The sequence below is a fragment of the Actinomadura sp. RB99 genome, from assembly GCF_014706005.1.
GTDB lineage: Bacteria > Actinomycetota > Actinomycetes > Streptosporangiales > Streptosporangiaceae > Spirillospora.
This window is the reverse complement of the sequence record NZ_JABMCA010000002.1, coordinates 45,106-66,747: the sequence shown is the minus strand read 5'-3', so window position 1 is coordinate 66,747 and position 21,642 is coordinate 45,106. Positions and strand designations below refer to the sequence as shown.

Genomic DNA, 21,642 nt, shown 5'->3' with positions numbered 1-21,642 from the left:
CCCCAGTATCCCCGACCCCGCGGCGGCGGGACCCGGTGGCGCCCGGCGGCAGAGCCACATACCCTCCGGCACCGAGCGGGTGCGGGCGGTCGGGGTCGGGCGCGCGGGGGTCAGGCGGCGGACGGGACGATGGCGACCGCGCAGGGGGCGTGCTGGAGCATCGCCGAGCTGGTCGCGCCGAGGAGCAGCGGGCCGAGACCGCCGGCGCCGCGGTCCCCGACCACCAGCAGATCGGCGTCCTCCGCCGCCTCCAGCAGGGCCTCGCGGGGGCGGTCCATGACCACCGAGGCCCGGAGGTCGACCTTCGGGTAGCGGTGCCGCCAGGGCGCGACGGCCCGCTCCAGCGTCACGGCCCTGACCTGGGCGAGCCGCTCCTTGTCGGCGAACAGGGCCAGCTCCGCCTCGTCGACCGCCCACGGCTCCCAGACCCCGAACACGACCCGCAGGCCCCATTCGCGCGACGCGGCCTCCTCCATGGCGAAGCCCAGCGCGGCGTCACCGCCCGCGGACCCGTCCACGCCCGCGACGACGAGGCCGTGGGCACGGCCGTAGTGGCGGACCGCCACCACGGGACGGCGCGCCCGCGCCGGCAGCTGCACCGCGGTCGACCCGACCGGCAGCTGGTGCCGCTCCCGGGAGCCGATCACGATCAGTTCCGCGTCCCCGGCCTCGTGCAGCAGCGCGTCCGCCACCGGCCCGGCCCTCAGCCGCCCGCCGACGGCGCCCGGGGCGCCGAGCTCGGCCGCCCGCGCCTCCCCGCGCTCGAGGAGCTTCTCCCCCGCCCGCTTGATGATCGCTTCGACGTCGTCGTCCACGTGGTCCGCGGCGTACGGCCAGTGCCAGCAATGGCACAGCACCAGGTCCAGCCCGCGCAGGCGCGCCTCGTCGACCGCCCACCGCAGGGCGGCCTCGGTGCCCTCGGTGGCGTCGTAGCCCAGCAGGACGTGCGGTCGTTGGGCCCTGTCCAGTCCGTCCATTCCCAACACATCTCCCCCCTGAGGCGGCTGTAACGGACGGAGCACCCGGACCCTGAGATCATGTCCCGGACGGGCCATGATGGGGTGGGAGCGGCCCCCGCCGCCCAGGGAAAGGCATCCCCATGCGCGTCATCTCCGAGCAGCACCTCGCCCGCGTCCTGGCCGGGCTGCCGGGGCGTCCGAGGATCGTGGCGGGCGGCAACTTCGCCGCGCCGCGGCGCGCTCTGGAGATCGCGGACGCGGCGATGGGCGAGTACCGGCTGTTCATGCTCAACGCGCAGGGCGACCTTCCCGACCGCGAGGGGGTCGACCTCGAGACGCCGTTCGTCGGGGCCGGGATGCGCGGCCGGGCGAACCTGCGGTACTTCCCGTCGCGGCTGTCGCTGGTCCCGAACCTGCTCAAGGAGTCGCTGCCGCCGGAGGTGGTGATCGTGCAGACCTCGACGCCGTCCGCCGGGACCGTCTCCCTGGGCATCGAGGTCAACATCCTCCCGGCGGCCATCGAGGCCGCGCGGGCCCGCGGCGGCCTGGTCATCGCCCAGCTCAACCCGCGGATGCCCTACACCTTCGGCGACGCCGTCCTGGCGGAGGACGAGATCGACTACGCGATCGAGGCCGACGAGCCGCTCGCGACGCCGGTGCCGCGGCCGCCCGGCGAGGCCGCCCACCTGATCGGCGAGCGGGTCGCGCGGCTCGTCCCCGAGCACGCCACGCTGCAGCTCGGCATCGGCGCGGTCCCGGACGCGGTGCTCGCGTCCCTCCTGGACCGCCGGGGCCTCGGCGTCTGGTCGGAGATGTTCAGCGACGGCGTGCTGGCGCTGGAGAAGGCCGGCGCGCTCGACACCGGGACCCCGATCACCGCCTCGTTCGCCTTCGGCGGCCGGGAGCTCTACGACTGGGCCGACCGCAACGACCGGATCCGGATGCTGCGCACCGAGAAGACCAACGACCCGAGCCTCATCGCCCGCAGGCCGCGCATGGTCGCGGTGAACTCCGCGCTCCAGGTGGACCTGTTCGCCCAGGCCAACGCCAGCCGCGTGCGCGGGGCGATCTACTCCGGCTTCGGCGGGCAGACCGACTTCGTCGTCGGGGCGCTGCACTCCCCCGGCGGGCGCGCCGTCATCGCCCTGCCGTCCTGGCATCCCCGCGCGGACGTCTCCACGGTCATCGCGCGGCTGGCCGGGCCGGTGACCTCGTTCCAGCACAGCTACATCGTCAGCGAGCAGGGCACGGCCACCGTCTGGGGCAACGACGCCGCGTCGCAGGCCGAGCAGATCATCGACAACGTCGCGCACCCGTCCGCCCGGGACGGGCTGCGCGAGCAGGGCCGCGAACTCGGCGTCCTGCGCCCCTGACACCCCTGACAGCCCGGAAACCCCAGGGCGGTCAGGCGAGGGTGAGGAAGAGCTTCTCCAGCTGAGCCCGGTCCACCGCGGCCTGGGCCGGGTCGTCGCCCTGGGCGAGGCACTGCTCCAGGCCCGTGGCGATGATCTTGAATCCGGCCCGGTTCAGCGCCCGGGAGACGGCGGCGAGCTGCGTGATCACGTCCTTGCAGTCGCGCTCGTTCTCGATCATCTGGATCACGCCGCCGAGCTGCCCCTGGGCGCGCTTCAACCGCACGATGACGTCGGCCAGTGAATCCCGTTCGAGCTCCATGCGTCCCCCTCCTGGTTACCCCCCAGGGTATCCGCCCCGGCCGCCTCCGGCACCGGGAAAGCCGCCTCCACCTGTGGTCCCACTGTGACCCTCAATACCCCAGGGGGTATTTGCCGGGGGCGCCGACCAGGGGCTAACCTGGGCCGAAAGATACCCCCTGGGGTATCCCGCATCGGAGGAGGGCCACGTTGATCGAGATCGTCTCCATTGACACGCCGACCCTGGGCGACCGCGGCTACCTGGTCACGGACGGGCGGGTCGCGTTCGTCGTGGACCCGCAGCGCGACATCGACCGGGTCCTGGACCTGGCGGGCGAGCGGGGCGTCACCGTCACGGACGTCTTCGAGACCCACATCCACAACGACTACGTGACCGGCGGGCTCGCGCTCGCGCGGGCGACCGGGGCCGCCTACCACGTCAACGCCGAGGACCCCGTCGCGTTCGACCGCCACCCGGTGGGGGACGGCGACGTCGTCGAGATCGGCGAGGACATGCGCGTCCGCGCGATCGCGACGCCCGGCCACACCTTCACCCACCTGTCGTACGTGCTGGAGGCGCCCGGACGCGCCCCCGCCGTCTTCACCGGCGGGTCCCTGCTGTACGGCTCGACCGGCAGGCCCGACCTGCTCGGGCCGGAGCACACCGACGCGCTCGTCCACGCCCAGTACGGGTCCGCCCACCGGCTGGCGGACGAGCTCCCCGAGGACGCGGAGATCTTCCCGACGCACGGGTTCGGCAGCTTCTGCTCCTCCACGCAGTCGCAGGCCACCGCGTCCACCATCGGGCGGGAGAAGGGCGCGAACCCGGTGCTGACCCTGGAGGAGCGCGAGTACGTCGAGACGCTGCTCGCCGGGCTCGACGCCTACCCGGCCTATTACGCCCACATGGACCCGGCGAACACCGCGGGCCCGGACGCCCCGGACCTGTCCGAGCCGCACCGCGCGGACGCCGCGGAGATCCGCGACCGGATCGACGCCGGCGAATGGGTGGTGGACCTGCGCAGCCGCACGGCCTTCGCGGCCGGGCACGCGGCGGGCGCGCTCAACTTCGGGCTCGACGGCGCCTTCGCCACCTACCTCGGCTGGCTGATCCCCTGGGGGACGCCGGTGACCCTGCTGGGCGCGACGGCCGAGGACGTCGCGACCGCGCAGCGGGAGCTGGTCCGCATCGGCATCGACCGGCCCGCCGCGGCCGCCACCGGCGGCCCGGAGGACTGGTCGTCCGGCGCCCCGAGCACGCTGCCGACGGCGACGTTCGCCGATCTGGCGTCCGTCCGCCACCACCGCCCGGTCGTGGTCCTGGACGTCCGCCGCGACCAGGAGTGGTCCGGGTCCCGGATCGACGGCGCGGTGCACGTCCCGCTGCACGACCTGCTCCGGCGCCTGGACGACGTCCCGACGGGCGAGGTCTGGGTGCACTGCCAGAGCGGCTACCGGGCGTCCATCGCCGCGTCGATCCTGGCCGCCGCCGGCCGCCGGGTCGTGGCGATCGACGACGAGTACCGCACCGACTCCCTCACCGGCCTTCCGATCGTCGCGGCCGCCTGACACCGAGGAGAACCTCCGATGCCCCTGTCCCCTGCCCGGCTCGACGCCGCGACGCTCCGCGAGCGCCTGGCCCAGCCCGATCCGCCGCGGCTGCTGGACGTGCGCACGCCCGCCGAGTTCGCGTCCGTGCACATCCCCGGCTCGTACAACGTCCCGCTCGACCTGCTGCGCGAGCACCGGGACGAGCTCGGCCGCCGGCTCGGCGAGACCGTGCTGGTCTGCCGCAGCGGCGCCCGCGCGGCGCAGGCCGAACGCGCCCTGGCCGAGGCCGGGCTGACCGGCGTGCACGTCCTCGACGGCGGCATCACCGCCTGGGAGGCGTCGGGCGCCCCGGTGAACCGCGGCCGCGCCGCCTGGGACCTCGAACGCCAGGTGCGCCTCGTCGCCGGGTCGCTCGTGCTCGTCGGGGTCGTCGGCGGCCTCGCCGTGCCCGCCCTGCGCTGGCTGGCCGCCGCGATCGGCGCGGGGCTGACCGTCGCCGCGCTGACCGACACCTGCGCGATGGGGATGCTGCTGGCGCGCCTGCCGTTCAACCGGGGACCCGCGTGCGGCACCGACGCCATCGAGCGCCTCGTCCGGGACGGGGGTCCCGGATGACCCTCGCCCTCACTCTCGCCGCCGCGGTCGCCGTCGGCCTCACCCTGGGCCTGCTGGGAGGCGGCGGGTCGATTCTGACCGTCCCGGTCCTGGTGTATCTGGCGGGCGCCGCCCCGGAGCGTGCCATCGCCATGTCCCTGTTCGTCGTCGGCGTGACCAGCGCGGTCAGCGTGCTCCCGCACGCGCGCGCGGGACGGGTGCGATGGCGCACCGGCCTGCTGTTCGGCGCCGCGGGCATGGCGGGCGCCTATCTGGGCGGACGGCTGGCGGCGTTCCTCCCCGCGGGGGTGCTGCTGGCGGGCTTCGGCGTGATGATGGCGATGACCGCGTTCGCGATGCTGTGCGGGGGCTCGCGCGCCCGTCCCGGGGCCGCCCCGGGCGACGCCCCGCCTCCCCGGCCGGCGGCCCGGACCCTGCTGAACGGCGCCGTGGTCGGGCTGGTCACCGGCCTGATCGGCGCGGGCGGCGGGTTCCTGATCGTGCCCGCGCTCGTCCTGCTGGGCGGGCTGGCCCTGCCCGCCGCCGTCGGCACCTCGCTGCTGGTCATCTCGGCCAACTCGTTCGCGGGCCTGGCCGGGCACCTGCAGAGCGTCCAGCTCGACTGGCGCCTCACCCTCGCGGTGACCGGCGTCGCGGTGGCCGGCAGCCTCGCCGGTTCGCGGCTCACCGGGCGCGTCGAGCCGGACCGGCTCCGCCGCGTCTTCGGCTGGTTCGTCGTGGCGATGGCCGTGTTCGTGGTCGCCGAGCAGATCCCGGACGGGGCGCGCCACGCGCTGCTCGGCACGCCGCCCGGCTGGGGCGCCTTCGCCGGGACCCTGCTGGCCCTGGCCGCCGGAGCCTCGCTGCTCTGCCGGACGATACGACCCGCCGGTCCCGATCAGGCCTCGCGCTGATCCGCCGGGGCCTCCGCACCGGCCGGAACGCCGATGAGGTCGCGCGCCTCCGGCCGACGGGTCAGCCTCCCGGGCCGAACAGTTCGGTGAGCAGTTCGGCGCCCTCATCGGGGGCGCGTACCTCCAGGTGCAGCACCGGGCCGTCGAGATGCAGCCGGAAGTCGAAGAACGGGCAGCACTTCTGCTCGGCGGCGGCGAGCGCCATGATGCCGGTGGCGCGGTCGGCGGGCACGGTGAGCCGGACCCCGTCCTCGATCCGGCGGCCAGCGCCGTCACCGACCAGCCGCCGCCACTGCTCGGTCCGCTCGCCGAGAGCGTCCCCCTTCAGCGAGCAGGCGACCGGAGCGGTCCGCCACCGTTCGCTCCTATTCCCGGCTGAATCGTCATGGAAGAGCGGTGACGCCGGGGAGACCGGCGAGCCGGCGGGCGGGAACCCGCACTCGTCGTCGCAGGGGCCCGCCCGGTCCGGCAGCTCGTCCAGCCGCTCCAACGCCCGGTGCAGGACGCCGATGAACGCCGCCAGCTCGGCGGCGCGCGCACGGGCCTCGGACGCGTGCCGCGCGATGCGCGGGCGGAGATCGGCCTTCACCTCCGCGCACGCCCCGGACTCCCACACCGGGAGCAGCTCCGACACCTCCTCCAGCCGCAGGCCGAGGTCCTTGGCGGCGCCGATGAACGCCAGGCGCTCCACCGCCTCCTCGCCGTAGAGCCGGTACCCGGCCGCGGACCGATCGGCCCGCAGCAGGCCGGCGGTCTCGTAGAACCGCAGGGTGGTGGCCGGGACGCCGGAGCGCTCGGCGAGCTGGGAGATCCGCATCGTCCGCACACCCGGACGGTAGACCTTCGACCCGGCTCGAAGGTCAAGGGCGCATGCCGCGGCGCGGCCCGTACCGCGCGGGGCGTAGGCCGGGTGCCGCCGCCGGGCCGATGCCCGGCGGACGTCCGGCCTGGATGCTGGCGGTCATCGCCACCGGGCACCCGCCGCGCTCGGGCGGCCCCGGTCCGTCCCGAAGGAGCCGATCATGACCGTGCGTCCGACCCGCGATCGAGGGCAGGAGCCCCGGCACGACCCCGGCGGTACGGCCGAGGAGCTGGCCGCCGTGACCGGCGAGCGGCCTGACCGGCGGACGGCGCGGGCGTGGCGGCTCTCCCGGCGGTGGCGGCGCGCCACGCTGGTCGTCCACCTGCTGTCGGCCGGCGCGTGGTTCGGCATCGACGTGATCGTCGCGGTGCTGGTGCTGACCGGCTGGTTCGCCTCCGACGTGGAGGTGCGGAGCCTGGCGTACCGGGCGCTGGCGGAGTTCGCGGCGGTGCCGATGCTGCTGTCCGGGCTGCTCTGCCTCGTGACGGGCCTGCTGCTCGGCCTGGGCGGCAAGTGGGGGCTGGTGCGCTACTGGTGGGTGGCGGTCAAGCTCACGCTCAACCTGCTCCTCTGCGTCCTCATTCTCGTCGTGCTCCAGCCGGGCATGGACGCGGTCGCGGACTACGGGGAACGGCTCCTGGTCGGGACGCCGTCCAGCGACAAGGTGAAAACGCTCTTCTTCCCGCCGGCGGTGTCGCTCTCCGCGCTCGCGTTCGCCACGGTCCTCGCCGTGTACAAGCCGTGGGGGCGGCTCCGCCGGAAACGCGGCTCCTCGTGAAGGGGGCGCCGGCGCGGCGCCCTTGCTACGCTAACGTACTAGTTCGTCCATAAAGAGGGGGCGTATCGCGCCATGCGCAGGTCAATCGCGACCGTGTCGCTCAGCGGCCCGCTGGCGGACAAGCTCACCGCGATCGGCGGCGCCGGCTTCGACGGCGTGGAGATCTTCGAGAACGACCTGCTCGTCAGCGACCTGAGCCCCGAGGACGTCCGGGACCGCGCGGCGGACCTCGGCCTGGCCGTCGAGCTGTACCAGCCGTTCCGCGACTTCGAGGCGGTGCCTCCGGACCTGCTCGCCATGGGGCTGCGCCGCGCGGAGCACAAGTTCGCGGTGATGGAGCGGCTCGGCGCGCGGCAGATGCTGGTGTGCTCGAACGTCTCGCCGGCCGCGATCGACGACGACGTCCTCGCCGCCGAGCAGCTGCGGCTGCTCGCGGAGCGCGCGGCGGAGCACGGGATCAGGATCGCCTACGAGGCGCTCGCGTGGGGACGGCACGTCAGCGACTACGCGCACGCCTGGCGCATCGTCCGCATGGCCGACCACCCCGCCCTCGGACTGTGCCTGGACAGCTTCCACATCTCGGCCCGGGACGTCGATCCGTACGCCATCCGCGCCATCCCCGGCGACAAGATCTTCTTCCTGCAGCTCGCCGACGCTCCCTCGCTCCCGATGGACGTCCTCTATTGGAGCCGCCATTACCGGTGCTTCCCGGGCCAGGGCGACATGGACGTGGCGGGTCTCGTCGCGCACGTCCTGCGGACGGGCTACGACGGGCCCCTGTCGCTGGAGGTGTTCAACGACATCTTCCGGCAGGCGGCGTCCATGCGGACGGCGCAGGACGCCATGCGCTCCCTCATCGCGCTGGAGGAGCAGGTCGGCCTGCGCGCCGGCGGCCCGGTGGCGGGGCTGACGTCGCCGCCCCGTCCGGTCGTGCCGAGCGGCTTCGCGTTCGCCGAGCTGGCGGCCCCGTCCGCCGCCCCGCTCGGGGACCTGCTGGAGGCCCTCGGGTTCGTCCGCACCGGCGTGCACTCCGGCAAGCCGGTCGAGCTCTGGGAGCAGGGCGCCGCCCGCGTGCTGGTGAACAGCGGGAGCGCGGAGAGCCCGGACGGCCCGGCGCTCGGCGCGATCGGCCTGGAGTCACCGGACCCGGCCGCGTCGGTCAAGCGCGCCGAGGCGCTGCTCTCCCCCGTCCTGCCGCGGATGCGGGGACCGCACGACGCCCCGCTCGACGCCGTCGCCGCACCGGACGGGACCGAGGTGTTCTTCTGCCGGACGGCGCGTCCCGACCATCCGAGCTGGACCGACGACTTCTCCGCCGACCGGCGGAGCCCCGCCGCGGCCACCGGTGGGATCACCCACATCGACCACGTGGCGCTCACCCAGCCCTGGCACCACTTCGACGAGGCGTCGCTGTTCTACCGGAGCGTCCTGGGCCTCCGCCCCCACGAGAGCCTCGAACTGCCGGACCCGTACGGGCTGATGCGCAGCCGGGCGGTGTCCACCGAGGACGGCGCGGTGCGGGTCGCGCTCAACGTCGCGCACGTCGGCGCGCACGACGGGTCGCACGACCTGGCGTGGCAGCACATCGCGTTCGCCAGCGGCGACATCGTCGCGACGGCACGCCGGTTCCGCGCGTCGGGCGGCCCGATGCTCGCGATACCGGAGAACTACTACGACGACCTCGAGGCCCGCCACGACCTCGGCGCGGAAAGGCACCGGCTGCTCCGCGAGCTGGGCCTGCTGTACGACCGGGACGAGCACGGCGAGTTCCTGCACTTCTACACCGAGACGACCGGCCGCGTCTTCTTCGAGATCGTCCAGCGGATCGGCGGCTACCGGGGCTACGGCGCCGTCAACGCGCCCGTCCGGCTCGCCGCGCAGCACGCCCGGCCGCGCCGCCGCGCGGGCTAGCCCCCGGCGGGCACCGCCCCGGGACCACTCGTGGTCAGCGAGCGGGGCGGGCGCCCGCAGCACCATAAGATGTGTCCTCGTCCGCACCCCTCTCCTGGAGTCACATGCCGTCGCACTCCGTCACATCCGCCTCGGGAGAGCGCCAGCGCGACGCCGACCGCACCCGCGCGGAGATCCTGGAGGTCGCGCAGCGGGAGTTCGCGCGGCACGGGTACGCCGGCGCCCGGGTGGACGACATGGCGGCGCTCATGCGCACCACCAAGCGGATGATCTACTACTACTTCGGCGGCAAGGAGAAGCTGTACGTCGCGGTGCTGGAGAAGGCGTACGGCGAGGTGCGCAAGCTGGAGTCGACGATCGACGTCCAGCACCTGGCGCCGGTGGAGGCGATCCGCACGCTGGCCGAGCTGACGTTCGACCACCACGAGGCGCATCCGGACTTCATCAAGCTCGTCAGCATCGAGAACATCCACCAGGCCGAGCACCTGCGCAAGTCGGAGGCGCTGCCGAACCTCAGCGGCCCGGTGGCGGAGCTGATCTCGCAGATCCTCGACGCCGGCCGCGCCTCCGGCGACTTCGTCGCCGAGGCGGACGCCATCGACGTGCACATGATGATCAGCTCGTTCTGCTTCTTCCGGATCGCGAACCAGCACACGTTCGGTGCGCTGTTCGGGCGGGACATGACGGCGCCCGAGCACCGGGAGCGGCACCGCGAGATGATCGGCGAGATGGTCGTGGCCTACCTGACCGGCGCGGGACGCGGCCGACCCGCGCGCGGCGGGCGCTCGCAGAACGGCCCCGGCCGCGGCGGCTCCTAGCGGCGGCCGTTCGCCGGCCGCCGGTAGACGAAGCCCGGCGCGGGGTCTCCGGCGGGCTCGGCGCCGGCCTCCCGCCCGGCGAGGACGGCGCGGTCGCGGACGAGGTGGTGGTCGGGCGACAGGGCGCAGGCCGGGTCCGTGCGGGAGGCGTCGCCGGTCAGGGCGAACGCCTGGCACCGGCATCCGCCGAAGTCGGTCTCGCGGCGCGGGCACTCGCCGCACGGACCGCTCATCCACGCGGTGCCGCGATAGGCGTTGAAGGCGTCGGACCGCCGCCAGATCCACGACAGCGGGCGGTCGCGGACGTTCGGCGGGCGCAGGCCGGTCATCGCGTAGGCGGCGGGGCACGGCAGCGCCGTCCCGTCGGGCGCCACCGTGATGGAACGGGCACCCCAGCCGCCCATGCACGGTTTCGGCACGCCCTCGTGGTAGTCGGGAAGGACCCACACCAGTTCCGGTCGCCGGGACTTCGCCCGGTGGCCGGCCACCGTCCGCTTCGCGCGGTCGAGCTGTTCCGCGGTGGGGAGCAGGACGTCCCTGTTGCGGAGTGCCCAGCCGTAGAACTGCGCGTTGGCCAGTTCGACGCGGTCGGCTCCCCAGCGCTCGCCCATCTCGATGATCTGCGGCAGGCGGTCGAGGTTGTGCCGGTGCAGGACGACGTTGAGCCCGAAGGGGAGCCCGGCCGCTCGGATGACGCCCGCGGCGCGCTCCTTCGCCGCGTAGGAGGCGCGCCCGGCGATGAGGTCGGAGTTCGCCGGGTCCGCGTCCTGGACCGACAGCTGCACGCTGTCGATGCCGGCATCGACCAGCGCGTCCAGCCGCGCGGCGGTGAGGCCGAGGCCGCTGGTGACGAGCTGGGTGTAGACGCCGGCGCGGTGCGCCGCCGCCACGATCCGTTCGAGGTCGGGGCGCAGCAGCGGCTCGCCTCCGGAGATGTGCGCCTGGACGACGCCGAGGTCGGCGGCCTCCGCGAGGACCCGCGCCCACTCGTCCGCCGCCAGTTCGGCGCGCCGCCGGACGAGTTCGAGCGGGTTGGAGCAGTAGGGGCAGTGCAGCGGGCACGCGTGGGTCAGTTCGGCGAGCAGCGCCCACGGCGCGGCGGGCTCGGTCATCGCAGCCACCCTTCGGCGCGGACCCTCTCGATGAACTCGGGCACGTCCCGGTCGAGCGGGGCGTCCGGGTGGTCGGCGGCGAGCGCGGCGATGATGCCGGCGACGGTGCGGTGCCCGTCGCAGAGCCGCAGGATGCGGCCGGCCTCCGGGCTGAGCAGGACGGCCCGCTCGGGCATCAGCAGCAGCTCGGCGCGGCGGACGCGGTCGTAGCGGAGCAGGACGGAGCGGGCGAGCGCGGGCCGCGTCTCGCTCGTGGCCACCGTCGTCATCGAAGCGTGTTCAGCCTGCATCCGCGCTCCCCGTGGCCGTGGCGTGCTCGACGGCGTCCAGTAGCGACCAGAGCACGTCGCATTTGAAGGCGAACGCGGCCAGCACCCGTTCCTGGTCGGCGCGCGTCTCGGCCCACCGGTGCACCAGCGCGAGGGCCTCATCGGCGTCACGGCGGCCCTGCGCCACGCGGACCTGGAAGTAGCGCAGCCCTTCCGGCTCGATCCAGGGGTAGTGCCGCTCCCAGGCCCCGATCCTCGTGACCATCAGGTCCGGCGCGAAGAGCTCGGTGAGCGACGAGGCGACCGCTTCGAGGGGCGAGGCGAGGCGGCAGAAGTTCACATAGCCCTCGACCGCGAACCGCACGCCGGGCAGGACGCCCTCGCCGGAGAGCAGCAGCACCCGGTCCAGGCCGGCGGCCTCGCCGAGGCGCAGCCACCGCTCGATACCGCCCGCGTCCCCGGGACCGCCGTCGTCTCCGTCGCGGCCGTCGCGGCCGTCGTGGTCGTGGATGCGCCGGATCCAGGCCCGGCGCAGCTCCCGGCTGTCGAGCTTGGCGAGGATGAGCGCGTCCTTGATCGGGATGTGCCGCTGGTAGTGGAAGCGGTTCAGCACCCAGCAGCGCAGCTCCTCCGGCGTCAGCAGCCCGTCGTGCATCCGCAGGTTGAACGGGTGCCGGTGGTGGTAGCGCTCGGCGGCGATCCGGCGGAGCCGGTGCTCCACCTCCCCGGGCGTCCAGGGCAGCGTGCGGGCGGGACGGCGCGGGGCGTCCGTCGTCGTGCTCACAGGTCGATCACCTGGCCTTCCGATGCGACCTCGATCCCCATTCCGGCGAGGGCGCGGTGGCCGTCGTGACCGGGGTCGACGAGGGGGTTGGTGTTGTTGAGATGCGTGTAGAGGCGCCGCGCCGCGGGCAGCGCCGCGAGCCGCTCGGCCGTGCCGTCCGGGCCGGTGATCGGCAGGTGGCCCATCTCGGTGGCGGTCCGCTCGGTGAACCCGGAGCGGCGCGGCTCGGCGTCGTCCCAGAACGTCCCGTCGACGATGACGCAGTCCGCGGCGGACAGGGCCCGGCCGAGCGCGGGCGGCCACCCGGCGAGCGCCGGCGCGTAGACGAGGCTGGTGCCGGCGCGCCGGTCGGTGACGTGCAGCGCCACGGACCAGGCCCCGTCCGGCAGGTCGAGGCCGGCCGCGTAGCGGGGGCGCTTGCCCGAGACCCGGACGGCCGCGATCTCCAGGCTCCCGGTGCCGTCGAGCGGGACGGCCCCGTCCTCGGGGAGCTCCGTCCAGGTCAGCGTGGTGTACGGGGCGAGGACGCGGTCCAGCCGGAGGCCGCCCGCCAGCGCGTCGCGGACGGTGGCGGTCGCGACGACGCGCAGGCCCGCCGCCTCCCGCAGCCGCGGCAGCCCGAGCGTGTGGTCGAGTTCGGCGTCGGTCAGCACCGCGCCCGCGACCGGGGTGCGGCGCCGCTCCGGGCCGGGACGCAGGTCCGCGGTCGCCTCGATCTGCTCCGCGATGTCCGGCGTCGCGTTGACCACGTACCAGCGTCCCGGGGACGCCTCGATCGCGATCGAGGCGTGCCGGCGGCGCCACGACGGGTGCGCGCGGGCGGCGGCGCACCCGTGGCACGCGCAGTTCCACTGGGGGACGCCGCCGCCCGCGGCGGTGCCGAGAACGCGCACCCTCATCGGCCGGCGATCAGATCTCGACGCCGAAGTAGGCCGTGACCTCCAGGGAGGTCTCCACGATCCGGTAGTCGGGCGTGGACCAGGAGTCCGCCCGCCGGGCGGCGGCGCCCTGCGCCTGGGCGTCGTGGACGTCGGCGTTCGCGGTCTCGGCGTCGGGGATGTGCTGGGTCATCTCTGGTGCTTCCCTTCCGTGGGGGGATCTGTGCGGCCCGGGCCCGCCGGCCCGGGGGTCACTGGACGACGATCTTCCCGGTGCTCTGCGGGAAGACCGGGTCGTTGTAGAAGTACTCGCCGCGCTCGGCGAAGGTGTGCTTGTACGACTCGCCGGGCTTCAGCCGCCCCGAGTTGAACACGTGCTCGAAGAACGACGCGGCGCCGTGCGAGTGCTCGTTCCCGGCCGGGTTGACGAAGGTGACCTCGGTGCCCACGGGAACGGTCATGTGCTGCGGGGACATCGCGTTCTGCGCGACGGTGTTCTCCGCGCCGCCGGGCGCGCCGGCGGCGGAGTCCCAGATCCGGCCGAGCGTGACGGTGTTGTTCGCGTCCGCTCCGGCGACGGGCGCGGTGCGGATCTGGTTGCGCTTGGACGGCGGCGTCGGCGCGGGCGCCGGGCCGACCTTGCCGTTCAGCTTGAACGCCCACAGGTGGTCGCCCTTGGGGATGTCGGGGTAGGGCAGCCCGCTGCCGCCGGCGAAGACCGCGATGTACTGCTCGCCGTCGATCTCGTAGCTGACCGGGCTGGTGTGGACGCCGGCGCCGCACTGCCAGCTCCACAGGTCGCGGCCGGTGGTGTCGTCCATCGCGTGGAGCACGCCGTCCGGGCCGCCCTGGAACATGACGCGTCCGGCGGTGGTGAGGATGCCGTTGCCGTGGGCGAGGGACCACTCGCCCTCCTTGCGCCACACGGGCTTGTTGGTGCGCGGGTCCACGGCGACGATGCCGCCGGAGAAGTACTCGCCGAGCGGCCGGGCGGTGTTGACGCGGCCGCCGTTGGTGTTGGAGTAGGAGGAGTTGATGAGCCCGTACCCGACGTAGACGAACCCGGTGTGCGGGCTGAACGACATGTACGACCAGTCCGCGCCGCCGCCGGCCCCGGGGAACAGGATGGTCGCGTCGTCCCAGAACGGCGTGAAGATCTCGCCGGTCGGGTAGTACGGGACGGGCCGGGTGGTGTCGTGGAAGCTCGGCGCCTGGTGGACGAACGGCTCGCCGCCCGGGAACGGCTGCGTCGGCCAGGTCTTCTGCCGCGGCTCCTGCGGGACGGGGCGCTCGGTGATGCCGTGCACGCCCTTGCCGGTCTCGCGGTCCAGGATGTAGAACATCCCGACCTTGCTGCCGTACACGACGACCTTGCGCGTGCGGTGGCCGATCTTCAGGTCGATCAGCACCGGCGCCATGACGTTGTCGAAGTCCCAGATGTCGTGGTGGACGGACTGGAAGTGCCAGCGCCGCTTCCCGGTCTTGGCGTCGATCGCGACCAGGCAGTTGGCGAACAGGTTCGTCCCGCCGCGGGTGGAGCCGTTGGTGCGGGGGTACGGGTTGCCGAACGTCCAGTAGACGAGGCCGAGCTCGGGGTCGATCGCCGGGTGGATCCAGCAGACGGCGCCGCCGGTCTTCCAGGTGTCGCCCTCCCAGGTGTCGTTTCCGAACTCGCCGGGGCCGGGCGGGCCCCAGAACGTCCAGGCGATCTCGCCGGTGCGGGCGTCGAGGGCGTAGGCGCGGCCGCGGGCGCCGGCGGTGCTGCCCTCGGTGCCGACGTAGATGAGGCCGTCGAAGTAGACGATGGCGCCGGCGAGGCCGCCGCGGTTGCCGCCGCACTGCCCTTCCTGCGGATCGCAGTTCGGGTCGCCCTCGCCGGCGACGAGCAGCTCGCGCTGCCACACGACGGCGCCGGTCTTCTGGTCGAGCGCGTAGACGATGTTGGAGCCGGACGTGGTGAAGACCAGCCCCTGCCCCAGCCCGACGCCGCGCATGTTCGTCTGCTGCGAGCCGACGTTGGTCTTCCACTTGACCTCGCCGGTGCGGCCGTCGACGGCGAAGACGTTCTGCTGGCCGGTCTGCACGTACAGCACGCCGTCCTGGACGACGATCGTGCTCTGCTGGGAGCGCCCCGACGTGCTCCCGCCTTCGAGGTTGATGTGCCAGGCGCCGCCGAGGCGCCGGACGTTGCCGCGGTCGATCCGGCCGAGCGTGGAGTGGTTCTGGTTGCCGAGGTTCCCGCAGACCTTGGGGAAGTCGCGGCCGGTGGCGCCGAAGGCGGTCGGCTGCGGCGGGACGGGCAGGGCGAGGCGGGACGAGGCGGCGTCGGCGTTCGCCGCGGGAGCGCGGAGCGGCGTGAAGGCCACGGTGCCGCCGACGACCGCGGCCGCCCCGGTCAGGAAGTTCCGTCGATCCATGCTCTCTCCCATTCCGTGGGTCCACTAGACGGACTCAACGGTCCGATCAACGGACGACACGGTAAGCCGCTTCCGCAGCCCTGGCAATAGCCTGCATCTCGAACGGCTCCCGCACATCGGTAATTTCACCAGTCATGACAGTGGATCTCTGCGGCCCGCAGAGCGGGCGCCACCGGAGGTATTGCCGACGGCGGATCCGCGTGAGATCGTCCTAGAACCTCTAGACGGTTCAATTGGTCCGCTAGATGGACCAGCGATCGAGAGCGCCGGAAAGGAACCCGCCCCATGAGGAGACCCCCGTCCCCCCTGCTGTCCGCCGCCGCGGCGGCCGTCGGAACCGCCGCCGTGCTGGCCGCCGCGGCGCTCACCGGCGGACCGGCCACGGCCGGCCCGCTCGCCAAGCCGAAGACCGCCGGCGCGCAGGAGCTCGGCGACCCGGTCTACGGCGTCTGCCGCGGCACCGACCCCCGCTGCTACCACGACTGGGGCAACTTCGACCCGGCCAAGGGCTACAAGATCCTCGTCTACAGCCGCACCGCCGGACCCCGGCACGCCAACCTCGGCCCCGCCCTCGGCCCGGGCATGAACCCGCCGCTCAGCGACGCCAACGTGGCCCAGAAGGCCCTGGTGAAGATGGGGCAGGACAACGGGTTCGGCGTCGACTGGACCGAGGACGTGGCGCAGCTCGCGTCGCCGTCGACGCTGTTCCGCTACAACGCCGTCGTCTTCATGAGCACCACCCGCGACGCCCTCGACGACGCGGCCCAGACCTCGCTGCGGCAGTACGTCCGCGGAGGCGGCGGCTTCGTCGGCATCCACAACGCGTTCGGCACCGAGTACAACTGGCCCTGGTACGAGGGGCTCCTCGGCGGCGCCAACTTCTACGACCACGGGCGCGCGCAGCCCGGCACCGTCCAGACCGCCGACCGCAAGGACGCCTCGACCGCCGGGCTGCCGGGCCGGTGGGACTTCAGCGACGAGTGGTACAACCTCGTCCCGTTCCCCAGCGAGGTGCGGTTCCTGGCCACCGTGGACGAGAAGACCCTCGCCCAGGGCGTCACGGGCAACATGAACCATCCCGGGCACGGCTCGTTCCACCCCGTCGCGTGGTGCCAGTACTACGACGGCGGCCGGGCCTTCCTGACCACGCTCGGGCACGACGCCAAGGCGTTCACCGACGACGGCACGGGCTTCGCTGGGGCGAAGCAGTTCCAGAGCCTGGTGCTGAACGGCATCGAGTCCGCGATGGGCATGAAGCCCTTCTGCCGCTGACCCGCGGCGCGCCGCCCCGTCCCCAGGCCGGGCTCGGACCGGACGATCCGGACGAGCCCGGCGACGGTGCACCTAGAGGCCCAGGTAGATGCGGCGGACCCGGACGTCGTCGCGCAGCTCGCGGGAGGTGCCGACCATCGCCACCTCGCCGTTCTCCATCACGACGCAGTCACCGGTCGCCTCGAACGTCAGCTTGGCGTTCTGCTCGACCAGCAGCAGGCTCAACCCCTCCTCGCGCAGCCGCACGAGCACCGCGAGGATGTCCTCGACGAGCTTGGGCGACAGGCCCATGGACGGCTCGTCCAGCAGGATCAGCCGGGGCCGCGCCATCAGCGCCCGGCCGACGGCCAGCATCTGCTGCTGGCCGCCGGACAGCGCGCCCGCGAGCCGCGACCGCATCTCCCCCAGCACCGGGAACAGCTCGTAGACCTCCGCGAGCGACGCCTTCGTCTCCGCGCCGCGCCACGCGCGCGCGTAGGCGCCGAGCATCAGGTTCTTCTCGACCGTGAGGCCCGGGAAGACGTGCCGGCCTTCGGGGACGTAGCCGATGCCGTGCCGGACGATGTCGCGCGCCTTGACCCGGGTGAGGTCCGTGTCGCCGAACGTGACGCGTCCGCCGCTGCGCGGAACGAGTCCCATCAGCGCCTTGAGCGTGGACGTCTTGCCCGCCCCGTTCGCCCCGATGATCCCGACCGACTGGCCCGGTCCCACCGTGAAGCCGATCGAGTTGACGGCGCAGACCCCGCCGTAGTGGACGGAGAGGTCCTCCACCGTCAGCGTCGCCGGTTCCGGGCCGTCCGTCCCGGCCCCGGCCTTCTCGCCGCCCTTGGCGGCCGTGCCCGCGTTCATGAGCTCACCTCGGTGTTCGGGAGGGGCATGCCGGCCATCGCGGAGTCGCCGAGGTACGCCTCGATGACCGCGTGGTCGGCGACGACCTCGGCGGGGGTGCCCTCGGCGATCACCGACCCGCCGGCGAGGACGGTGACCCGCTCGCACAGCGACATCACCAGCCCCATGTTGTGCTCGATGAGCACGACGGTGACGCCGCTGTCCCGGATGGAGCGCACGATCTCCGAGAGCTGGCGCACCTCCTCGCCGTTGAGCCCGGCGGCGGGCTCGTCGAGCAGCAGCAGGCGCGGCGACCCGGCCATCGCGCGGGCGATCTCGATCCGGCGCTGGATGCCGTACGGCAGCGCGCCGGGCGACGCCGCGGCGAACTCGGTCAGCCCGAAGCGGCGGAGCAGGTCGTCGGCCCGCCGGTGCAGGCGGCGCTCCTGCCGCCAGATCCCGACGGGCCACAGCGCGTACCGCCAGATCGCGTACGTCCGGGACCGGTCGAGGGCCACCAGCAGGTTGTCCCGGACGGTCAGCTCCCCGAACAGCCGCAGGTTCTGGAACGTGCGGGCCAGGCCGTGCCGGGAGAGCCGGTACGGGCGGGACCCGGAGACGACCTGCCCGTCCATCAGGACCCGCCCGCCGGACGGCCGGTAGAAGCCGCTGATGACGTTGAACAGCGTGGTCTTCCCCGAGCCGTTCGGCCCGACGATGCCGCGGATCTCGCCGCGCTCGACAGTGAGTGACACGTCCTTCAGCGCCTTGAGCCCACGGAACTGCTTGGCGACGCCGTCGATCTCCAGCATCGGCCGCGGTTCACCGGCCGCGGTCCTCTCCCCGGGATCGGCGGCGGCCTCGTAGGGTTCGAACGGCCGCAGGACGGACCGTTCCGCGGTCCGGCCGAGCCGGCGGTCGAGCAGGGCCTTCAGCCGGGCGGGGACGCCGGCGAGCCCGGTCGGCGCGAAGACCACCATGAGGACCACGACGACGCCGAAGCCGAGCTGCGCGTAGGTGGGGTGGTCCACCAGCTTCTCGCGGATCAGCGTCAGGCCGACCGCGCCGACGACGCAGCCGACGAGGCTCTGCCGGCCGCCGATCACGACCATCGCCAGCAGCAGGAACATGTTGGCGATGTTGAACGTGTCGGGCGCGATGTAGCGGATCAGGCCCGCGTACAGCACGCCGGCGAGGCCGCCGAACACGCTCGACAGCATGAACGCCGTCATCCGCAGCAGCGGGATCTCCGCGCCGACCGCGCCCGCGGCGAGCGGGTCGTCCCGCATCGCCATCAGCCGCCGGCCGAGGCCGGTGCGCACCACGAACAGCCCGAAGGCCAGCGCGGCCGCGAACACGACCACCTCGAGGTAGTAGTACAGGTACTCGCTGGACAGGTCGACGCCGAACATCGGCGGGACGGGGATCGCCGAGATGCCCTCGGCGCCGCCCGCGATCTCGGCGTTGGTGGTCCAGTTGATGAAGCCGAGCGCGAGGCCCAGCGTGACGATCCCGAGGTAGTGCGACTGCATCCGCAGCGCCGGGATGCCGACCAGCAGCCCGATCAGCGCGGACGCCACCAGCGCCAGCGCCGCGGCGGGCCAGAAGCCGAGCCCGTTGTGGGTGGTGAGGATCGCGGTCGCGTACGCGCTCACCCCGAAGAAGGCGATCTGCACCAGGTTGATCTGCCCGGCGATGCCCATGGCGAGCCCCATGCCGATCGCCAGCAGCGCGAATACGAGCGCGATGTCGACGACGTGGATGGCGTAGCCGCCGACCGTGTACGGCAGCAGCCAGGCGATGACGGCGAACGCCACGAGCGTTCCGAGCCTCGGCGTGTACCGGTTCCTGAGGAGGGTGTTCATGCCCGGCTCACCGTCGTCTCGCCGAACAGGCCGGTCGGGCGGATCATGATGGCCACCGTGAAGACGAGGAACACCACGAGTTCGGAGTAGCCCTGGAAGTGGCCGGCGGCGAAGGAGTCCAGCACCCCGATCGCGAAGCCGCCGGCGATGGCGCCGGGGATGTTGCCGCAGCCGCCGAGCATCGCCGCGGCGAAGCCCTTGATGCCGATGGTGCCGCCCATCGTCGGGTTCACGTACAGCAGCGGGCCGACGAGCCCGCCGGCGAGCGCGGCGAGCCCGGCGCCGATCGCGAACGCGATCGCGTTGCTGCGGCCGACGTGGATGCCGACCGCGGTGGCGGCCTCGTGGTCCATCGCGACCGCCTGCATCGCGGCGCCCATCTTCGTCCGCTGCAGGAACGCGACGAGCAGGAACACCGCCACCGCGGCGATGGCCAGCACGACCAGGTCGTAGGTGCGGACGCGGAGCCCGAAGAACTCCAGCGGGGCGCCGCCGACCGGGGTCCGGACGGCCCGTCCGGTCGCGCCCCAGATCAGCACGGCCACGGCCTGGAGCACCATCCCGAAGCCGATCGTGCCGATCAGCATCAGGGTGAAGTCCTTGTTCTCCAGCGGGCGCAGCACCCGCTCGATGAACAGCCCGATGAGGCCGGTCACCGCGATGGCCAGCACCATGGCCAGGGCGAACGGCAGCTTGGTCGACGTGTAGAACGTGGACGCGGCGTAGGCGCCGATCATGAGCACGTCGGCGTGCGCGAAGTTGACCAGGCCCATGGTGCGGTAGACGAGGGAGAATCCCATCGCCACCAGGGCGTAGATCGCGCCGAGGCTCAGTCCGCCTATCAGTGTCTGAAGGAAGACCTGCATGGTTCTCTTTCTGCGCGGCCGGCGTCGGAGCCGGCGGGGACGAGGGCGGGCGGCCGGGCCCGCGGGGCCCGGCCGCCCTCGGTCGTCCGGGTGGTCCGCCGTCAGCCGTCGGCCTTGACGACCGTCCCGTTCTTCATGATCCCGATGGAGGTCGCCTTGATCCCGACCCCGGTCTCGTCGTAGCGGAAGTCGCCGAGCAGCCCCTGGTACTGCACGGCGCGGATCGCGTCGGCCAGCTTCTTCCCGGTCGCGACCTTGCTGTTCTTCAGCGCGGTGAGCAGGATCGAGGTCCCGTCGTAGGCCTTGGCCCCGTGCAGTTCGGCGTCCTCGCCGTAGGCGGCCTTGTAGGCGGCGGCGAACTTCTTGGACGCGTCGCTGACGTCGTTGCTGAGGTAGGGGGAGCTGACGATGGTCCCCTCGACGTTCTTCACGCCCGCGGTGTCGCGGTAGACGGGGGTGCCCTGCGGGGCCGCGCCGGCGAACGGCGCGTCGATGCCGAGGTCGCGGGCCTGCTTGACGATGAGCCCGGACTCGACCTCCTCGGAGCCGACGAAGATCACCTCCGGCGACCTCTGCCGGATCTTGGTGAGCTGGGCGCTGAAGTCCTTCTGGTCGGTGGTGACGACCTCGTCGGCGACCGGCTTGACGCCGCGGTCGGTCAGCGCCTTGAGGAACGCGTCGTGCTCCCCCTTCCCGTAGGAGCCGTTGTTGCTGATCATCGCGATCTTCTTCATCTTCTTGTCGTCCACGACGTACTTGGCGAGCGTCTCGTCGTAGGTGGTGGACGTGGGCCCGTTGAGGAACAGGAACGGGCTCTTGAGCGCGACCATCCCGTTGGACTGGCCCGAGGCGATGTTCGGGATCTCCTCCTGGCGCAGGGTGGGCGCCATCGCGATCGTGACGGCGCTCTCGGCGGTGCCGATCATCGCGATGTAGTGCTGGCTGCCGATCTTGCGGGCGATGTTGGTGCCGACGGTCGGGTCGCCCTGGTCGTCGAAGACGTCCAGCTTGATGGTGCGGCCGTCGATGCCGCCGGCCTTGTTCCATTCGTCGACGGCGAGCTTGGCGCCCTTGTACTCCCACTTGCCGAGCGAGCTGAGCTGCCCGCTCTGCGCGTCGACCACGGCGATCTTGATGGGGCCGCTGCCGCCGGAGCCGGAGTCCTTCGACTCACCGGGGGCGCCGCACGCCGCGGTCAGGCCCGCGGCGAGGACTCCGGCGGCCAGGGCGGAGACACGGAGTCGGGGGATGGTGCGCATGGATTCACCTCGGTGGGTGGAGATGTCGGGGGTGGGTGCGGGGTGGGCTCGGA

Annotated in this window: 21 protein-coding genes; 8 read left to right on the top strand and 13 right to left on the bottom strand. The window is 73.1% G+C overall.

Going from position 1 to position 21,642, the window contains the following annotated elements; genetic code table 11:
- Positions 1 to 110 precede the first annotated feature (110 nt).
- On the bottom strand, positions 111 to 977 hold the full coding sequence (locus tag amrb99_RS02280) for a universal stress protein (protein ID WP_190851555.1): 867 nt from the start codon (positions 975 to 977) through the stop codon (positions 111 to 113).
- Positions 978 to 1,099: 122 nt separating this feature from the next.
- On the opposite strand from amrb99_RS02280, the gene amrb99_RS02275 reads away from it, so the two are divergent.
- A complete protein-coding gene (locus amrb99_RS02275; protein ID WP_190851552.1) occupies positions 1,100 to 2,332 on the top strand; it encodes an acetyl-CoA hydrolase/transferase C-terminal domain-containing protein in 1,233 nt (410 codons plus the stop codon).
- A gap of 31 nt (positions 2,333 to 2,363) precedes the next feature.
- Here the strand turns inward: amrb99_RS02275 and amrb99_RS02270 are convergent, their stop codons facing one another.
- Positions 2,364 to 2,633, bottom strand: coding sequence for a metal-sensitive transcriptional regulator (locus amrb99_RS02270; RefSeq protein ID WP_190851549.1), 270 nt, complete (start codon positions 2,631 to 2,633; stop codon positions 2,364 to 2,366).
- A gap of 188 nt (positions 2,634 to 2,821) precedes the next feature.
- Here amrb99_RS02270 and amrb99_RS02265 point away from each other — a divergent pair, with 188 nt between their 5' ends.
- Genes amrb99_RS02265 through amrb99_RS02255 form a run of 3 tightly spaced genes read left to right on the top strand, consistent with a single transcriptional unit; the run spans position 2,822 to position 5,670 of the window.
- The gene (locus amrb99_RS02265) at positions 2,822 to 4,180 is read left to right on the top strand and encodes an MBL fold metallo-hydrolase (protein ID WP_190851546.1); all 1,359 of its coding nucleotides are present in this window, start codon (positions 2,822 to 2,824) and stop codon (positions 4,178 to 4,180) included.
- Positions 4,181 to 4,198: 18 nt separating this feature from the next.
- Complete coding sequence (locus tag amrb99_RS02260) at positions 4,199 to 4,777, top strand: rhodanese-like domain-containing protein (protein WP_190851543.1); 579 nt, start codon at positions 4,199 to 4,201, stop codon at positions 4,775 to 4,777.
- Positions 4,774 to 5,670, top strand: coding sequence for a sulfite exporter TauE/SafE family protein (locus tag amrb99_RS02255; RefSeq protein WP_190851540.1), 897 nt, complete (start codon positions 4,774 to 4,776; stop codon positions 5,668 to 5,670). The genes amrb99_RS02260 and amrb99_RS02255 overlap by 4 nt, the downstream gene beginning before the upstream one ends.
- A gap of 61 nt (positions 5,671 to 5,731) precedes the next feature.
- Here the strand turns inward: amrb99_RS02255 and amrb99_RS02250 are convergent, their stop codons facing one another.
- Positions 5,732 to 6,487 carry a MerR family transcriptional regulator gene (locus tag amrb99_RS02250; RefSeq protein ID WP_190852151.1) on the bottom strand — a complete coding sequence of 252 codons (756 nt, stop codon included), beginning with the start codon at positions 6,485 to 6,487 and terminating at the stop codon, positions 5,732 to 5,734.
- 205 nt (positions 6,488 to 6,692) lie between these two features.
- On the opposite strand from amrb99_RS02250, the gene amrb99_RS02245 reads away from it, so the two are divergent.
- From amrb99_RS02245 to amrb99_RS02235, 3 genes are all read left to right on the top strand, one after another.
- A complete protein-coding gene (locus tag amrb99_RS02245) occupies positions 6,693 to 7,310 on the top strand; it encodes a hypothetical protein (RefSeq protein ID WP_206699759.1) in 618 nt (205 codons plus the stop codon).
- A gap of 72 nt (positions 7,311 to 7,382) precedes the next feature.
- Entirely contained in the window at positions 7,383 to 9,221 is a 1,839-nt protein-coding gene (locus amrb99_RS02240; protein WP_190851537.1) for a sugar phosphate isomerase/epimerase and 4-hydroxyphenylpyruvate domain-containing protein, read from the top strand.
- Between the two features lie 104 nt (positions 9,222 to 9,325).
- On the top strand, positions 9,326 to 10,039 hold the full coding sequence (locus amrb99_RS02235) for a TetR family transcriptional regulator (protein WP_190851535.1): 714 nt from the start codon (positions 9,326 to 9,328) through the stop codon (positions 10,037 to 10,039).
- Here the strand turns inward: amrb99_RS02235 and pqqE are convergent.
- From pqqE to amrb99_RS02205, 6 genes are read right to left on the bottom strand one after another with little or no spacing between them, the layout of a single operon-like run.
- A complete protein-coding gene (pqqE, locus tag amrb99_RS02230) occupies positions 10,036 to 11,151 on the bottom strand; it encodes a pyrroloquinoline quinone biosynthesis protein PqqE (RefSeq protein ID WP_190851532.1) in 1,116 nt (371 codons plus the stop codon). The two genes, amrb99_RS02235 and pqqE, sit on opposite strands and share 4 nt — an antisense overlap.
- On the bottom strand, positions 11,148 to 11,441 hold the full coding sequence (gene pqqD, locus amrb99_RS02225) for a pyrroloquinoline quinone biosynthesis peptide chaperone PqqD (protein ID WP_206699758.1): 294 nt from the start codon (positions 11,439 to 11,441) through the stop codon (positions 11,148 to 11,150). The genes pqqE and pqqD overlap by 4 nt, the downstream gene beginning before the upstream one ends.
- Positions 11,431 to 12,204 (bottom strand): pyrroloquinoline-quinone synthase PqqC, encoded by a 774-nt coding sequence (gene pqqC, locus amrb99_RS02220; RefSeq protein ID WP_190851530.1) that lies wholly within the window; start codon positions 12,202 to 12,204, stop codon positions 11,431 to 11,433. Before pqqC ends, pqqD begins: the two co-directional genes overlap by 11 nt.
- Positions 12,201 to 13,103: a pyrroloquinoline quinone biosynthesis protein PqqB gene (gene pqqB, locus amrb99_RS02215; protein ID WP_190851528.1), complete on the bottom strand. Its 903-nt coding sequence runs from the start codon at positions 13,101 to 13,103 to the stop codon at positions 12,201 to 12,203. Before pqqB ends, pqqC begins: the two co-directional genes overlap by 4 nt.
- A gap of 10 nt (positions 13,104 to 13,113) precedes the next feature.
- Positions 13,114 to 13,275, bottom strand: coding sequence for a pyrroloquinoline quinone precursor peptide PqqA (pqqA, locus tag amrb99_RS02210; protein WP_190851526.1), 162 nt, complete (start codon positions 13,273 to 13,275; stop codon positions 13,114 to 13,116).
- Positions 13,276 to 13,333: 58 nt separating this feature from the next.
- Entirely contained in the window at positions 13,334 to 15,499 is a 2,166-nt protein-coding gene (locus tag amrb99_RS02205; RefSeq protein ID WP_190851524.1) for a PQQ-binding-like beta-propeller repeat protein, read from the bottom strand.
- Between the two features lie 285 nt (positions 15,500 to 15,784).
- Between amrb99_RS02205 and amrb99_RS02200 the strand changes: the two genes are divergently transcribed.
- On the top strand, positions 15,785 to 16,771 hold the full coding sequence (locus amrb99_RS02200) for a ThuA domain-containing protein (RefSeq protein ID WP_190851521.1): 987 nt from the start codon (positions 15,785 to 15,787) through the stop codon (positions 16,769 to 16,771).
- Between the two features lie 72 nt (positions 16,772 to 16,843).
- Here the strand turns inward: amrb99_RS02200 and amrb99_RS02195 are convergent, their stop codons facing one another.
- From amrb99_RS02195 to amrb99_RS02180, 4 genes are all read right to left on the bottom strand, one after another.
- Positions 16,844 to 17,620, bottom strand: a complete 777-nt coding sequence (locus tag amrb99_RS02195) for an ABC transporter ATP-binding protein (protein WP_190851518.1) — start codon at positions 17,618 to 17,620, stop codon at positions 16,844 to 16,846.
- Positions 17,617 to 19,464 (bottom strand): branched-chain amino acid ABC transporter ATP-binding protein/permease, encoded by a 1,848-nt coding sequence (locus tag amrb99_RS02190; RefSeq protein WP_190851516.1) that lies wholly within the window; start codon positions 19,462 to 19,464, stop codon positions 17,617 to 17,619. Before amrb99_RS02190 ends, amrb99_RS02195 begins: the two co-directional genes overlap by 4 nt.
- Positions 19,461 to 20,330, bottom strand: coding sequence for a branched-chain amino acid ABC transporter permease (locus amrb99_RS02185; protein WP_190851514.1), 870 nt, complete (start codon positions 20,328 to 20,330; stop codon positions 19,461 to 19,463). Before amrb99_RS02185 ends, amrb99_RS02190 begins: the two co-directional genes overlap by 4 nt.
- A gap of 101 nt (positions 20,331 to 20,431) precedes the next feature.
- Positions 20,432 to 21,589, bottom strand: a complete 1,158-nt coding sequence (locus amrb99_RS02180) for an ABC transporter substrate-binding protein (RefSeq protein WP_190851512.1) — start codon at positions 21,587 to 21,589, stop codon at positions 20,432 to 20,434.
- Between the last annotated feature and the right edge of the window lie 53 nt (positions 21,590 to 21,642).